This is a genomic window from Micromonospora sp. NPDC000121 (assembly GCF_042899165.1).
Taxonomy (GTDB): Bacteria; Actinomycetota; Actinomycetes; order Mycobacteriales; family Micromonosporaceae; genus Micromonospora.
In genome coordinates this window covers 431,838-446,432 of sequence record NZ_JBIAZP010000005.1, presented here as the reverse complement: position 1 = coordinate 446,432, position 14,595 = coordinate 431,838, and the positions used below count along the sequence as shown (strand labels likewise).

12 protein-coding genes are annotated in these 14,595 nt (G+C 75.0%); 3 read left to right on the top strand and 9 right to left on the bottom strand.

Annotation, left to right across the window (positions count from 1 at the left end; genetic code table 11):
• Nucleotides 1-184: 184 nt before the first annotated feature.
• A complete protein-coding gene (locus ACFY23_RS18000; RefSeq protein WP_350685707.1) occupies nt 185-2,542 on the top strand; it encodes a pyruvate dehydrogenase in 2,358 nt (785 codons plus the stop codon).
• Between the two features lie 52 nt (nt 2,543-2,594).
• Here ACFY23_RS18000 and ACFY23_RS17995 read toward each other — a convergent pair whose 3' ends face one another.
• Together ACFY23_RS17995 and ACFY23_RS17990 are read right to left on the bottom strand one after the other, a co-directional pair.
• On the bottom strand, nt 2,595-4,172 hold the full coding sequence (locus ACFY23_RS17995; RefSeq protein ID WP_350685705.1) for a metallophosphoesterase: 1,578 nt from the start codon (nt 4,170-4,172) through the stop codon (nt 2,595-2,597).
• A gap of 58 nt (nt 4,173-4,230) precedes the next feature.
• Nucleotides 4,231-5,406, bottom strand: a complete 1,176-nt coding sequence (locus ACFY23_RS17990) for a PQQ-dependent sugar dehydrogenase (protein WP_350685703.1) — start codon at nt 5,404-5,406, stop codon at nt 4,231-4,233.
• 135 nt (nt 5,407-5,541) lie between these two features.
• Here ACFY23_RS17990 and ACFY23_RS17985 point away from each other — a divergent pair, with 135 nt between their 5' ends.
• A complete protein-coding gene (locus ACFY23_RS17985) occupies nt 5,542-6,468 on the top strand; it encodes a 2-hydroxyacid dehydrogenase (RefSeq protein ID WP_350685701.1) in 927 nt (308 codons plus the stop codon).
• Nucleotides 6,469-6,487: 19 nt separating this feature from the next.
• On the opposite strand, the gene ACFY23_RS17980 is transcribed toward ACFY23_RS17985, so the two are convergent.
• The gene (locus ACFY23_RS17980) at nt 6,488-6,865 is read right to left on the bottom strand and encodes a PH domain-containing protein (RefSeq protein ID WP_350685700.1); all 378 of its coding nucleotides are present in this window, start codon (nt 6,863-6,865) and stop codon (nt 6,488-6,490) included.
• 206 nt (nt 6,866-7,071) lie between these two features.
• Here ACFY23_RS17980 and ACFY23_RS17975 point away from each other — a divergent pair, with 206 nt between their 5' ends.
• On the top strand, nt 7,072-9,435 hold the full coding sequence (locus tag ACFY23_RS17975; protein WP_350819138.1) for an EAL domain-containing protein: 2,364 nt from the start codon (nt 7,072-7,074) through the stop codon (nt 9,433-9,435).
• 45 nt (nt 9,436-9,480) lie between these two features.
• On the opposite strand, the gene ACFY23_RS17970 is transcribed toward ACFY23_RS17975, so the two are convergent.
• Genes ACFY23_RS17970 through ACFY23_RS17945 form a run of 6 tightly spaced genes read right to left on the bottom strand, consistent with a single transcriptional unit; the run spans nt 9,481 to nt 14,461 of the window.
• Nucleotides 9,481-10,224 carry a copper homeostasis protein CutC gene (locus ACFY23_RS17970; RefSeq protein ID WP_350684121.1) on the bottom strand — a complete coding sequence of 248 codons (744 nt, stop codon included), beginning with the start codon at nt 10,222-10,224 and terminating at the stop codon, nt 9,481-9,483.
• A complete protein-coding gene (locus ACFY23_RS17965; RefSeq protein ID WP_350684120.1) occupies nt 10,224-11,240 on the bottom strand; it encodes an asparaginase in 1,017 nt (338 codons plus the stop codon). The genes ACFY23_RS17970 and ACFY23_RS17965 overlap by 1 nt, the downstream gene beginning before the upstream one ends.
• Nucleotides 11,237-12,109: an amino acid ABC transporter permease gene (locus ACFY23_RS17960; protein ID WP_350684119.1), complete on the bottom strand. Its 873-nt coding sequence runs from the start codon at nt 12,107-12,109 to the stop codon at nt 11,237-11,239. Before ACFY23_RS17960 ends, ACFY23_RS17965 begins: the two co-directional genes overlap by 4 nt.
• Nucleotides 12,106-12,750 (bottom strand): amino acid ABC transporter permease, encoded by a 645-nt coding sequence (locus tag ACFY23_RS17955; protein ID WP_350684118.1) that lies wholly within the window; start codon nt 12,748-12,750, stop codon nt 12,106-12,108. Before ACFY23_RS17955 ends, ACFY23_RS17960 begins: the two co-directional genes overlap by 4 nt.
• A gap of 16 nt (nt 12,751-12,766) precedes the next feature.
• On the bottom strand, nt 12,767-13,714 hold the full coding sequence (locus tag ACFY23_RS17950; RefSeq protein WP_350684117.1) for a glutamate ABC transporter substrate-binding protein: 948 nt from the start codon (nt 13,712-13,714) through the stop codon (nt 12,767-12,769).
• A gap of 18 nt (nt 13,715-13,732) precedes the next feature.
• Nucleotides 13,733-14,461, bottom strand: a complete 729-nt coding sequence (locus ACFY23_RS17945; RefSeq protein ID WP_350684116.1) for an amino acid ABC transporter ATP-binding protein — start codon at nt 14,459-14,461, stop codon at nt 13,733-13,735.
• Nucleotides 14,462-14,595 lie beyond the last annotated feature (134 nt).

The window sequence follows — 14,595 nt, the reverse complement described above, 5'->3', positions numbered from 1 at the left end:
CTGACGCCTTTTGTATAGGAAGGGCCCCTTCCTCACACCCGAGCCGCCGCGTGCGTTCGTCGTGCGCGGCGGCTGCGTACCCGCGCAGTTCGGCTGCGTACCTGCACAGTTCCGCTGCGTACCCGCGCAGTTCCCGCCCCCGACCGGCCGTCAACGGCGACGTGCCGGACCCCTGGAGTCGACCGTGAACCGTACCGACCTCGACGTCCTCGACGAGATCCAGCGGCGGGTGCTGTGGCTCGCCACCCGGATCGTCGACGCGGCCAACCACGACCGCGACACCGGCGACGGGGTGAAGGTGGGCGGGCACCAGGCGTCCAGCGCCTCGCTGGTCACCGCGATGACGGCGCTGTGGTTCGCGCACCTGGACGCCGAGGACAGGGTGGCGGTCAAGCCGCACGCCTCGCCGGTGTTCCACGCCATCCAGTACCTGCTGGGCAACCTGGACCGGTCGTACCTGACGAAGCTGCGGGCCCGGGGCGGGCTCCAGTCGTACCCGTCGCGCACCAAGGACCCGGACGAGGTGGACTTCTCCACCGGCTCCGTCGGGCTCGGCGCGGCGGCGCCGCTGTTCGCGGCCGCGACCCGCCGCTACGTCGACGCGCACTTCGGCGCCCGCCCGCACTCCCGGTTCGTCGCGCTGATCGGCGACGCCGAGCTGGACGAGGGGAACATCTGGGAGGCGGTCGCCGACCCGGCCACCACCGGCCTGGGCAACGTGATGTGGCTGGTCGACTTCAACCGGCAGTCGCTCGACCGGGTGGTGCCCGGGGTGCGGATCAACCAGTGGCGGGGCCAGTTCGAGGCCGCCGGCTGGCACGTGGTCGAGGTGAAGTACGGCCGCCGGCTCGCCGAGGCGTACGCCCGGCCGGGCGGGGAGCGGCTGCGCGACTGGATCGACGCGATGCCGAACGAGCAGTACCAGTCGCTGTTCGGGCTAGCCGGGCCGGAGCTGCGCAAGCGGTTCCTCGACGGCGCGCCCGACGGGATCGAGGCGTTCATCGCCGACATCGGCGACGACGAGCTGGGGCCGCTGGTCACCGACCTGGGCGGGCACGACATGGCGGCGATGCTCGACGCGTACGCCCGGTGCGACGCGGTCACCGACCGGCCCAGCGTGGTGTTCGCGTACACCGTGAAGGGGTGGGGGCTGCCGATCGCCGGCAACCCGCGCAACCACTCGGCGCTGCTCACCACCGAGCAGGTCGACGCGCTGCGCGCCGCGCACGGCCTGACGCCGCAGACCGAGTGGGACCGCCTCGACCCGGCGTCCCCGGCCGGCATCCGGGCCGGCGAGCGCCGGGAGGCGCTGTCCCGCGCGCCCCGCGAGCGGGCGCTGGGGGTCACCGTCCCGGAGAGCACGCGGGTACGCGCCAACAAGCCCGTCTCGACACAGGAGGTCTTCGGTCGGGTGCTGGTCGAGCTGGCCCGCAACCCCGAGGTCGGCCGCTACCTGGTCACCACCGCCCCGGACGTGGCCACCTCCACGAACCTCGCGGGGTTCATCAACAAGACCGGCGTCTTCGCGCCCACCGAGCAGCGTTCCTGGACCGAGGACCGGATGCTGCGCTGGACGGAGAGCCCCGCCGGCCAGCACATCGAGCTGGGCATCTCGGAGATGAACCTGTTCCTGCTGCTCGGCCAGCTCGGCCTCGCCTGGGACCTGTCGGCACAGCCGCTGCTGCCGGTCGGCACGGTCTACGACCCGTTCGTGCTGCGCGGGCTCGACGCCTTCCTCTACGGCACCTACTCCGGCTCCCGGTTCGTGGTCGCCGGCACGCCGTCGGGCATCACCCTGGCCCCGGAGGGCGGGGCGCACCAGTCGACCATCACCGCCTCGGTCGGCCTGGAGCTGCCGGGGGTGACGTTCCTCGAACCCGCGTACGCGGCCACGCTGGACTGGCTGCTCTGCGACGCGCTGGGCCAGATCGCCGGCGGGGCGAGCCCGTCGGCGACGGCCGCGCCGGCCGAGGACGGGGCGTACTACTTCCGGCTCAGCACCCGCCCGATCGACCAGGCGCCCTTCGAGGCGGCCCGGGCCCGGCTCGGCGACGCGGTGCTGCGCCGGCAGGCGGTCGCCGGGGCGTACCGGCTGGTGGACGCCCACCAGGCGTACCCGCACCTGGCCGACGCCCCGGTCGTGCAGCTCGCCGCCTCCGGCACGGTGCTGCCGGAGGTGCTCGTCGCGGCGGCGGAGCTGGCCGAGGAGGGCATCGCCGCGCACGTCGTCGACGTCACCTCACTGGACCGGCTCTACCGGGCCTGGCAGCGCACCCTGCGCCAGGGCGTACGCACGGCGACCGTGCCGAGCGTCGCCGGCGCGCTGCGCTCGGCGTTCGTCGACCGGGTGCCGGTGGTGACCGTGCACGACGCCGCCTCGCACGCGATGGCGTGGCTCGGATCGGCGGTCGGCGCCCCCGCGGTGCCGCTCGGGGTGGACGAGTTCGGCCAGTCCGGCAGCGTCCACGAGCTCTACGAGCTGCACGACCTGCTGCCCGGCAGCATCGTCAACGCGGCCCTCGCCGCCCTGTCCCTTCGCTGAGCGCCGCCCGGGGCCGGGTGTCGGGCGGTCGCCCGGCGTCCCGCTCGGCGGGTCAGCGGGTCGGGGTGGGGGTGACGGGGGCCGGCACGCCCGCCTTCGGGTTCTCCACGACGTGCCGTTCCAGGTTGACCTGCGCCTGGCCGGTGCCGCCCACGGTGATGTCGTCGTACGCCTGGAGCAGCTTGTCCTTGTCGAAGTAGAGGACGGTCATCGACAGCGGGGTGGGCTTCTCGCCCTCCAGCCCACGCAACCCGGCACCGCCGGTCGAGCCCTGCACCATGAGCTGGGTCGGCATCTGCCCGGGCACCTCCGGCAGCTTCGACACCTGCCGGTTGTGGGTGTGCCCGGCGAGCACCAGCGGGCAGGCGCCCGACAGCGGGCCGGCGGAGGCCGGGTCGTGCACCAGCGCGATGTTCACGGGTCGTGGCGAGCTGCGCACCGTGGCGGCGAGCTTGTCGCCGGCGCCTATCACCTGGTCGGCGACCTGCTTGGTGAGGCCGCTGCCCGCCGGCGAGGTGTTCTTGTCGGGGGTGAAGCGCGGGTCTCCGATGCCGGCGATGGTCAGCCCGGCGACTGTGGTGGTGGTGTTGTCGAGCACGATCGCGTTCGGCTGGCGGGCCACCGCCGCGGCCGTCCGGCCGGAGTCGTGGTTGCCCCGGATGTAGACGTACGGCTTCTTGAGCAGGCCGATCGAGCCGACGTAGGAGGCCTCCGGCTCGCTGCCCCAGTCGGTGATGTCGCCGGTGTCGATCACCACGTCGATGCCGAACTGCTCGACGACGGTGCGGATGAGCTGCCAGCCGGTCGGGTTGAGGTGCATGTCGGAGACGTGCAGCACCCGGGTCGTGCCGGGGGCCGGCTCGTAGACCGGCAGCGACGACACGGTCGTGTAGAGCTGGCTGACGTTGCCGACGATGCGCTGGAGCTGCTCGGCGTACCGGGTGTAGTCGTTGGCGATGCGCCGGGCGTCGCCGACGATCGCGGGGGCGTTGACCAGCAGCCCCTCGTAGCGCGGCTCCTCGATGGCCTGCGGCCGGATGGTCGCCGCGGCGGTGCCGAGGCTGCCGGCGGTGATCACCAGCGCCAGCCCGCCGGCCCAGGCCGCCCGGCGGGCGTCGCGGAAGACCAGCAGGGCCAGCAGCAGGGTCACCAGCACGGCCGACGCGAGCGTACGCAGGCCGAGCCGCAGCGCCCCCTCGCGGACGTCCTCGACGGCGGTCTGGCTGGCCCGGTTGATGCTGGCCGGGTCGTCGATCAGTGCCTGGACGCGGCTCTGGTCCAGCGCGCCCAGCTCGACCGTCAGGTGGGTCGGCCCGTCGTGGCTGTCGAGCAGCAGCGCGCCCAGCGGCGGGATGTCGACGGTGGTGCTGCCGCTGACCGCCGGTGCCACCGTCAGGTCGGCCTGGAACGGGCCGATGTCGGTGCTCACCCGGCCGCCGGCGAGCACGCCGACGACCACCCCGACCAGGGTGACGGCCAGGATCGCCAGCGTCATCCCGGTCGCGCGGAGCGCGCGCCGGCCTCCCTGGCCGTCCCGGTCGGCGTCGCCCCGGCCGAGCCGTCGGGCACGACCGGCCACCGGGGCGTCCTCGTCCCGGTGGCCGTGCTGCTCGTTCTCCTGCCCGTCCATGTTGAGATTCTGACCTGCCCAGTGAGGGATCTTGGCAAACCCGGCCGAGCCGGGCGGGTCAGCTCCGGCCGGCCCCGCCGTCGGCGAAGACGAGGCGCAGCAGCCGGTCGTCCTCCGGCGCCGGGTCGCCCCGCCCGTCGTGGTTGGAGGTGCTCACCCAGATCGAGCCGTCGGGCGCGGCGGCCACGGCGCGCAACCGCCCGTACCGCCCGGACAGCAGCTCGCGCGGCTGGCCGAGCACCGTGCCGGTGTCGGTCAGCTCGACCAGCCAGAGCCGCTCGCCGCGCAGGCACGCGGTGACCAGCAGCCGGTCCGCCGCGGTCAGCCCGGAACACGAGGCGTCCGACGTCGGCCACTGGGCGATCGGGTTGACGTAGCGCTTGTCGTCGTCGCGCCCCTCGACCTGCGGCCAGCCGTAGTTGCGCCCCTTGGTGACCTGGTTGATCTCGTCCCAGGTGTTCTGGCCGAACTCGACGGCGTACATCCGCTTGCCCGGGTCCCAGGTGAGGCCCTGCACGTTGCGGTGGCCGAGGGACCACACCGGGGAGTTCGGGAACGGGTTGCCGGGCGCGGGCTTGCCGTCCTTGGTGATCCGCAGGATCTTCCCGCCGAGGCGCTTGACGTCCTGCGCCTGCGGCCGGTCGCCGGCGTCGCCGGTGCTCGCGTAGAGCAGGCCGTCCGGGCCGAAGGCGAGGCCGCCGCCGTTGTGGATGCCGGCCTTGGGGATGCCGGTGAGGATCGGGGTGGGCGCGCCGCCGAGCTCCAGCCGGGCGATCCGGTTGTCGCGCTCGGTGGTGTAGTAGACGAAGACCGACTTGTCGCGCTGGTAGTCGGGGGAGACGGCGATGCCCATCAGACCGCCCTCGCCGGACGCGGCCACGTCGGGGACGGTCTGCACCGGGGTGACCTTCAGCCCGTCGGGCCCCGACTCGGGGCCGACCCGCAGGATCCGGCCGCTGTCCCGCTCGGTGACCAGCGCGGCGCCGTCGGGCAGGAAGGCGATGCCCCACGGCACCCGCAGGCCCTTGGCCAGCACCGTGGTGACCACCTGACCGCCGGTGTCACCGGCGCTCGGCGTCGTCGAGGGGGTCGGGAAGGTCGGCGGCTCGCCGGCCGGGTCCGGCTCGGGCTCGCCGAAGCTGCAACCGGCGGTCGCGAGCAGCAGCGCCGCGCACGACGCCGCCAGGGCCGCGCGGAGGCGGCGGGTGCGAGGGTACAGGGGACGGGCGCTCACCCGGCCCAGGGTAGCCCGCCGGGGTGGCGTACCAGGGGTCGACGGAACCGACCGGGTGCCGGGACCCGCCCGACCGGGTGCCGGGGCCCGCCCCGCCCGGCCGGCGGCCTGGTCGGGGGCCTATCGTCGGCTGGCGTGAAGGTATGGATTCCGCACGAGGCCGGACGGGCGCTCCTCGGGGAGCTGCCCCCGGACGTCACGGTCGAGGTGCTCGAAGAACCCACCCGGCTCCCCTCGGACGTGGCCGGCGTCCGGTTCTGGGTGCCGCCCTTCCTGGCCGGCGGGGACAGCACCGCGCTGCTGCGCGAGCTGCCCGACCTGGCGGTGGTGCAGCTCCTCTCCGCCGGCGCGGACGCGTGGGCCGGCCGGATGCCGCGGGGTGTGACCCTCTGCGACGCCCGGGGCGTGCACGATCCGTCCACCGCCGAGTGGGTGGTCGCGGCGATCCTGTCCCAGCTGCGGGCCTTCCCGGCCCTCGCCCGGGCGCAGGCCCGGCGCGAGTGGGCGTACGCGGAGGTGGCGCCCACCGACGAGCTGGCCGGCAAGCGGGTGCTGATCGTCGGGGCGGGCTCGATCGGCACGGCGGTGCGGGACCGGCTCGCGCCGTTCGAGGTGAGCTTCACCCTGGTGGCCCGGACCGCCCGCCCGGAGCAGGGGGTGCACGGCGTCGAGGAGCTGCCGGGCCTGCTGCCCGAGGCCGACGTGGTGGTGCTGCTGGTGCCGCTGACCGAGCAGACCCGCGGGCTGGTCGACGAGAAGTTCCTCGCGGCGATGCGGGACGGCGCGCTGCTGGTGAACGCCGCGCGCGGGCCGGTGGCCCGCACCGAGGCGCTCGTCGCCGAGCTGCGGACCGGCCGGATCTCGGCCGCGCTGGACGTCACCGACCCCGAGCCGCTGCCCGCCGACCACCCGCTGTGGGCGATGCCGAACGTGCTGCTCACCCCGCACGTGGCGGGCTCGGTGCGCGGCCTGCTGCCGCGGGCGTACCGGCTGATCGGGGAGCAGGTCCGGCGGTTCGCGGCCGGCGAGCCGCTGGTCAACGCGGTGGCGGACGGCTACTGACCGGTGCCGGCGCGGTGGGTCAGCCCGCCGCGCCGGGCAGGGTCTGGCCCGTGGCCTCGACCAGCCGGGGCAGGTCGGCGCCGCGGACGGCCGGCAGCGGCACCGCCTGGCCGTCGTCGAGTCGGGCCACCGCCCGGCCCCGTGCGTCGGGGGCCAGCTCCACGACTCGGTCCCAGCTGATCCGGCGCTGCCCGACCAGCGCCCGCAGGCGCAGCTCGCGGGCGTCCACGTCGGTGCCGGCGCGCCACGCCCAGACCCCGACGGCGAGCGGGACGAGCAGGACCGGCAGCAGGTACCACCGGGCGCCGGCCAGCGGCAGGGCGCCGATGAAGGCGATGATCGCGGCGGCCAGGATCGCCTGGTTGTGCCGGAAGCGGACGGTGCCGGAGCTGCTCACCCCCCGATGATCCCACCCCTGCCGTCCCTGGTACGCGCCGGGCGGCGCCGGGCTCCACCGAACGGCTGGCAGTGGCGAGGGTCACTGTCGCTTCGGCGTCACCGCTTGCGTGCGCGCTCGTTGGCGATAGATGGGCACCGGACCCACCCCGTTCCGACGCTCCCGCACCGCCGCACCGCCCGTGCCCCCTCACGAAGGCGACCGCCGTGCCCCTCGCGTACCCGTCCCGCGCCCTCGCCCGCCGTCCGGCCGTGCCGGACACCCTCGTCCTCGCCGCCGTCGCGCTGCTCCTGCTCGCCGGCGCGACCGGCCGAATGCCGATCCCGACCGTCGTGGCGCTGGCGGGCGCCGCCGGCTCCGCGCTGGCCGGCGCGCGGCTGTCCCGGCTGGCGGTCGGCCCGCCCCCCGTGCCGGCGCCCGGCCCCTCCCGGGCGGCCCGCCGCCGCGCGGCGCTGCCCCGCCGCGTCGCCGTGCTGCTCGACGCCGCGGTGGTGTGCGCGGGGCTGGCCGCCGCCGTCCTCCCGCTCGCCGACCCCCGCCACCGCCCCGCCGTCGCCGTGGCGGGGCTGGCCGTCGCCGGCCCGCTCTTCGCCGCCGGCCTGCCCCCGCGGGCACGGGCGCCGCACCCGGCCGCCCGGGTCCGGCTGCGGCGGGCCCTCGACGCGACCGCCGCCGGCCTCGGGCTGGCCCTGGCCGGCTGGCTGCTGCTGCCCCGCGACCGCCTCGACCCGCCGGCCCGGCTCGCGGCGGCGATGGCCCTCGGCGGGCTCGCGATCGCGGTGCTCACGGCGCTGACCGGGCCGCACCGGCGCTCTGGCGCCGTCTGGTGCCGGGGCGGCGCGGCGCTCACCCTGCTCGGGCTGGTGGCGCTGGCCGCGCTCCCGACCGGGGCGTCGCCCGTCCGGGCGGCGCTGCTGGCCGTACCCCCGCTGGTGGGCGGGGTGCTGCTGACCGCGGCGGGGGCGCGGCGGGCGGCCCGGCAGCCCGACCCGCCGCCCCTGCCGAGCCTCGTGTGGCCCCGGGTGGTGGTCCCGGCCGCCGCGGCCGTGGCGGCCACCGGCTGGCAGCTCCGCTCCGGTGGGCCGCCGGACCTCACCGCCGTGCTGCTCGCGCTCGCGGTCGCGCCGCCGCTCGTGCTCCGCGACCTGCTCCGGGCGGGCGACCCGCCGCCGGCTCCCGCCGTCGCCCCGCCCGCCCACACGCAGGCGCCGAGCCCGGCCGACGCCGCGGCGACCTGCGCCGAGGCGGCGCCAGCCCGCGTCGAGACCATGCCGACCCGCGCCGAGGCGCCGGCGGCCCGGCACCGCTCGCCGGGGACCGGGCGGTCCGGCGGGCCGGCGGGCCGCGCCGAGCTGTTCCGGGCCCTCGCCGCGCTGCGGGGCGGGCCGTCCCCCTGCGGCGCGCTGCTCGTCGTCGACCTGCACGTTCCCGGCGCCACCGCCGAGGGGCCCGGCCACGCCGCCCGGGAGGCCGTGGCGGCCGAGGTCGCACGTCGCGCCCGCGCCGTCGTCGGCCCCGGGGACGTGGTCGCCGACCTCACCGCCGCCGGCCTCGCGGTGGTCACTGGGACCGGCCCCGTGCTGGCGTACGCGCTGGGCACCCGGCTGCTCGCCACGCTCACCCAGCCCTACCAGGTGCCGGGCGGGGTGCTGCGGCTGCGGGTCAGCATCGGGCTGGCCGAGGTCGCCGGCACCGCCCCGGAGGACCTGCTGCGCCAGGCGGACCTGGCCCGGCGGCGGGCCGTGCAGCTCGGCCGGGACCGGGTCGAGTGGTACGACGCCTACCTGGAGGAGCAGCTCGTGCGCCGGCTGGACCTGGAGCGGGAGCTGCCCGGGGCGGTCGCCCGGGGCGAGCTGGACCTCGTCTACCAGCCGGTGCTCGACCTGGCCGACCGGCAGCCCGTGGGCGCGGAGGCGCTGCTGCGCTGGCGCAGCCCGGTCCTCGGCACGGTGCTCCCGGCCGAGTTCCTGCCGGTGGCCGAGGACCTCGACATCGTGGGCGAGCTGGGCTGCTGGGTGCTGGACCGGGCCTGCCGGCAACTCGCCGCGTGGTCGCTGGGCCGGCAGCTCTGGATGGCGGTCAACGTGACCGTCCGGGAGCTGGCCGCGCCCGACTTCGTGCCCCGCACGGCGGCCGTGCTGGACGCGTTCGGGGTGCCGTCCGACCGGCTGGTGGTCGAGGTGGCGGAGCCGAGGGTGGCCGCCGAGCTGCCGACCGTGGTGGCCCGGCTGGCCGGGCTGCGTTCGCTGGGCATCCGCACCGCGCTGGACGACTTCCGGGCCGAGCACGCCTCGCTCGCCCAGCTCCGCCGGCTGCCGATCGACCTGCTCAAGGTCGGCCCGCAGCTGGTGGACCCGGCGGACCCGCAGCGCCCGCTGATCGACGTGGTGGTGGCCGTGGGGGACCGGTTGGGGTTGGACATCGTGGCGGAGGAGCTGGAGTCGCCCGGCCTGGTCGACGGCGCGCGCCGGGCGGGCTGCCGGTACGGGCAGGGCTTCGCGCTGGCCCGTCCGGCCACCGCGGAGCGGGTGGAGGCGTACTTCGAGGAGTTCCCGTCGGCGTCGCGCTGACCGCCGGCCGGCGGGAAGGGGCGCCTGGCGGCGCCCCTCACCACGTCAGGCCCGCGCGGCGGCCAGCACCCGGCCGACCAGCTCGCCCGAGGTGCCGGAGCGCTCGTACTCGGAGCGGTGCAGGGACCCGCCCATGTGCGGCGCCGGGTTGCGGTGCACCGCCGGGCTGTCCGAGGTCACCAGCGCCGCGAAGTGGTACTCCTCGGCGTTCGTCGCCTCGATGATCCGGGCGATGTTGCGCGGCGTGATGCCGCCGCCCGGCATCACCACGATCCGGCGTTCCGCCCGGCGGACCAGCTCGGCGATGAGCGGGGCGCCCTCCAGCACGCTCACCTCCTGGCCCGAGGTCAGCACCCGGTCCACGCCCAGCTCGACGAGCTGCTCCAGCGCCTGGAAGGGGTCCCGGACCATGTCGAACGCCCGGTGGAAGGTGACGCTGGCGCTGCCGGCCGCCTCGATCAACTTCCGGGTGGTCGGTACGTCGATGTCGCCCTCGGCGGTCAGCGCCCCGATCACCACGCCGTGCGCCCCGGCGGCCACCGCCGCCCGCACGTCGCGCACCATCGCGTCGACCTCCGCCGGGGAGTAGATGAAGTCACCGGCGCGCGGCCGGACGATGACGTGCACCCGGATCCGGTCCACGCTGCGCAGGGCCGTCTCGATGGTGCCGATGCTGGGGGTCAGTCCGCCCTCGAAGAGCGCGGAGCAGAGCTCCACCCGGTCGGCGCCGGCCGCCTCGGCGGCGACCGCCCCCTCGACGCTGTCGATGCAGATCTCGAATGTCGTCATCAGTCTTCCTTCTCCGTGCGGGGCCGTCCCGCGGTCCAATCGATGGCGGCGGTGATCGCGCCGACCGGTTCGCCCCCGCCGAGCACCGGCACCCGGCGCAGCTCCCCGACGCCGTCGACCGGTACGCCGGCGGCGTCCAGGGCGGCGAGGGCGATGGCCGTGGTGGCCCGGGGGCTTCCGTCGACCGCCTTCACGGCGACCGCGTACCCGTTCGGGGCGGCGACCCCGAGCACGCCCTCGGCGCCACCCTTGGCGAGCACCCCGGGCAGCGCCCGCATCAGGTCGGTGTTCGGGTGGCCGTGCCAGCCGCCGACGTGTTCCGGATGGCGGCGCATCGCCTCGGCAACCCGCGCCTCGTCGCTGCCCGGCTCCGCGAGGACCAGGGCCTGGAACGTACGGGCCAGTCCGGTCAGCGGCAGCCCGAACAGCGGCGCGCCGCAGCCGTCCACCGCCACGGTGGTGACCGGGGTGCCGGCCAGCCGCCCGATCGTGGCCGCGATCTCGCGCTGCAACGGATGCGCCGGGTCCAGGTAGTCGTGCGTGGACCAGGACCGGGCGGCACAGGCGACGAGCATCGCGGCGTGCTTGCCGGAGCAGTTCATCCGGATCCGGCTCCGCCGGTCGCCGTCGCGGATCAGCCGTTCCCGGGTCGCCTCGTCCTCCGGCCAGTCCACCGGGCAGCCGAGCGCCTCCTCGCCCAGCCCGGCGGCGGCCAGCAGGTCGCGTACCACGGCCACGTGGCGGTCGTCGCCGGTGTGGCTGCCGGCGGCGATGGCCAGCGCGGGGCCGGTCAGCGCGTGGGCGGCCGGCGACGAGGCGGCGGTCGCGGCGGTGAGGCAGGCCAGCGCCTGCGCCGGCTTGAGGGTGGAGCGCGGCAGCACCGGCTCGTCGGGTACGCCCGCGGCGAGCGCGACCGCTCCGGACGGATCGAGCACCACCACGCTGCCGAGGTGCCGGCTCTCCACGAAACCGTTGCGGGTGACCCGGGCCAGTTCGGCGTACGGGACAGTGTTCACCGGGCGGTACCCCCTTGGACGAGCAGTGACGCCGCCGGGTCCGGTTCGGCCGACTTGCGGCGTCCGGTGAGGCGACCGTTGCGGGCCTGCAGCACCCGGGCGAACTTCGACAGCGAGGCGTTGACCACCAGGTAGATCAGCGCCACCACCAGGAAGGTCTGGATCAGCAGGTTGGTGTAGGAGGAGAGCACCTGACCGCTGTAGAGCAGCTCGGTGTAGCTCACCACGAAGCCGAGCGAGGTGTCCTTGAGCAGCCCGACGAGTTGGCTGACCAGGGAGGGGGCGAGCTGGAGCAGGGCCTGCGGCAGCACGACCAGCCGCATGACCTGTCCCCGCCGCAGCCCGACCGCCAGGCCGGCCTCGGTCTGGCCCCGGTCCAGCGCCTTGATGCCGGCCCGGAAGATCTCGGCGAACGCCGCCGAGTTGGAGACCACCAGGGGCACCACGAGCTTCCAGAACAGCGGGAAGTTCAGGCCGTACTGCGGCAGCGCGAAGAGCGTCACGTAGATCAGCAGCAGCGCGGGTACGGTCCGGAAGACCTCCACGTACGCGCCCGCCAGCCAGCGCACCGGCCGGTGGACCGACAGCCGCCCGAGCGCGAGCAGCAGGCCGAGCGCGGCGCTGAGCACGGCGGTGGCCGCGGCGGCGCGCAGCGTGGCCCAGAGCCCGTCGAGCAGGTAGCGCCAGATCGGCCAGGTGGTGAAGGGCTGCCAGCGGTCGGCGGCCAACTCGCCGTAGCTGGCGAACCGGTGGACCGCCCAGGCGAGCCCGCCGAGGACGGCGAGCGCGCCGAGCACGGTGGCGATCCGGATCCGCCGTCGGGCCCGGGGGCCCGGCTCGTCGAAGAGGATCTGTTGGGTGGGGTTCATCGGACGATCGCCAGCCTTCGTTCCAGCGCGCCGGTGAGCCGACCGATCAGCAGCGCCAGCAGCATGTAGGCGAGACCGGCGCCGGTGAAGACGGCGATCGGCTGGGCCTCGACGAGGTTCACGTTGTTGGCGGCCTGGGTCAGCTCGACCACCCCGACGGCGGCGGCCAGGGAGGTGTTCATCAGCAGCGCGATGCAGATGTTGCCCATCGGCTGGATCACCGCGCGCAGTCCCTGCGGCAGGATGACGTACCGCAGGGACTGGCTGAAGGTGAGCCCGATGGCGCGCGCCGCCTCGGCCTGCCCCACCCCCACCGTGTTGATCCCGGCCCGGATCGCCTCGGCGAGGTACGCCCCCTCGTAGGCGGCGATCACGATGGCCGCCGAGGTGAACAGCGGGAACGAGATGCCGATCGTCGGCAGCGCGAAGACGAAGAGCACCAGCAGGGCCAGCAACGGCAGGTTCTGGAGCCCCTCGACGTAGACGGTGCCGACGGTGCGCAGCAGCGGTACCGGGCAGATCCGCAGCGTCGCCACGACGATGCCCAGCAGCAGCGCGCCGATGGTGGTCACGACGGTCAGGTGGACCGTCGTGACCAGCCCGTGGCCGAGTACGCCGAGGTGTGCGGTGAGGGCGTCCATGTCGGGGAAGGGATCCTCAGGAGCCCTCGACGGACCCGATCGCCGGCGGGGTGGGCGCGCCGCCCTCCACCACCGAGCCGAGGGTGCTCTCCCACACCTTGCCCCAGGTGCCGTCGGCCTGGATCTTCTTGAGCCAGTTGTTGACGAACTCCTTGAACTGGGCGTCCTCGCGGTTGAGTCCGATGCCGTACGCCTCGGTGGTGAACGGCTCGCCGACCACCTTCATGCCGGGGTTCGCCTTGGCACCGGAGGCGAGCAGCGTGAAGTCCTGCACGTACGCGTCGCCGCGCTTTTGCAGCAGCGCCTGCACGGCCTGCGGGTCGGTGGCGAACGCGACCTGCTTCGAGCCGGGCGCGGCGGTGGGCAGCGCGGTGACCGCCGGGGTGTTCGCGCCGACGATGACCGTCTTCCCGGCCAGGTCCTGGACGCCCTTGATGCCCGTCTCGTCCTTGCGCACCGCGACCGCCAGGCCGGAGGTCAGGTACGGCCCGGCGAAGGCGACCTGGGTGGCCCGCTGCGGGGTGATGGTGTACGTCTGGAAGACCGCGTCGACCGACTTCGCCTGGAGCATCGCCTCCCGGGTCTGGGTGCCGATGGTCACCGTCTTCACCTCGGGCTTGCCGATGATGTACTTGGCCAGCAGCTTCGCCATGTCGGCGTCGAAGCCCTCGATCTGGCCGCTGACCGGGTTCTGCTGGGACAGCAGCGGGGCGTCCAGCGACCCGCCGACCGTCAGGTAGCCGCGCTTGCGGATCGCGTCCATGGTGGAGCCGGCCGGGATCTCGGCGTCGGACGCGACCGGGGCGGCGTCGTACACCGACTGGTCGACCTTCTCGCCGCCGGCGTTGCCGGGCAGGGGCGCGGAGCCGCCGTCGCCGCAGCCGGCGGCGGCCAGCGCGACGGCCACCGCGGCGGCCATCGTCACCGCGCCGCGTCGCGTGAGTTTCTTGTGCCACATCGACATGTCACCCTCCTCGGGGGATCAGTGCTGGAGGATCTTGGAAAGGAAGTCGCGCGCCCGGTCCGTGCGGGGGGCGGCGAAGAACTCGTCGGGGGTGCCGGATTCGACGATCCGGCCGGCGTCCATGAAGACGACCCGGTCGGCGGCGCGGCGGGCGAAACCCATCTCGTGGGTCACGACGATCATGGTCATTCCCTCGGCGGCGAGGGAGACCATCACGTCCAGGACCTCGTTGACCATCTCCGGGTCCAGGGCCGAGGTCGGCTCGTCGAAGAGCAGCACCTTCGGCCGCATCGCGAGGGCCCGGGCGATGGCCGCCCGCTGCTGCTGGCCGCCGGAGAGCTGCGCGGGGTAGCGGTCGGCCTTGTCGGCGATGCCGACCCGGTCGAGCAGGGCCAGCGCCTGCTCGCGGGCCTCGGTCCTGGAGATCCGGCGGACCTTGGTGGGGCCGAGCGTGACGTTGTCGAGCACCGTCCGGTGACCGAACAGGTTGAACGACTGGAACACCATGCCGACGTCCGCGCGCAGCCGGGCCAGCTTGCGACCCTCGGCGGGCAGGGGCTCGCCGTCGATCTCGATGTCGCCGGCGCCGGCGACCTCCAGCCGGTTGAGGCAGCGGCAGAGGGTCGACTTGCCGGAGCCGGACGGGCCGACCACGACCACGACCTCGCCGGCGGCCACGCTCAGGTCGATGTCCTTGAGCACGTGCAGCGGGCCGAACCACTTCTGCAGGCCGCGGACGGCCACCATCGGCCGGTCCGGGCGCGTGGACCCGGTCCGCCCCGCGAGGTCGGGTGCCGTCGGTGTCACAGCCACAGCTCGCCCCACTTTCTACAACACTCGAACAAAGTTTTGTGAACGCCGAACCAACGCGGCTCATCTAA

Coding starts and splice junctions, on each gene's coding strand:
- ACFY23_RS17960 (WP_350684119.1), bottom strand. CDS start 12,109: ATGAACCCCACCCAACAGATCCTCTTCGACGAGCCGGGCCCCCGGGCC.
- ACFY23_RS17945 (WP_350684116.1), bottom strand. CDS start 14,461: ATGGTGGCCGTCCGCGGCCTGCAGAAGTGGTTCGGCCCGCTGCACGTG.
- ACFY23_RS17970 (WP_350684121.1), bottom strand. CDS start 10,224: ATGACGACATTCGAGATCTGCATCGACAGCGTCGAGGGGGCGGTCGCC.
- ACFY23_RS17950 (WP_350684117.1), bottom strand. CDS start 13,714: ATGTCGATGTGGCACAAGAAACTCACGCGACGCGGCGCGGTGACGATG.
- ACFY23_RS17955 (WP_350684118.1), bottom strand. CDS start 12,750: ATGGACGCCCTCACCGCACACCTCGGCGTACTCGGCCACGGGCTGGTC.
- ACFY23_RS17995 (WP_350685705.1), bottom strand. CDS start 4,172: ATGGACGGGCAGGAGAACGAGCAGCACGGCCACCGGGACGAGGACGCC.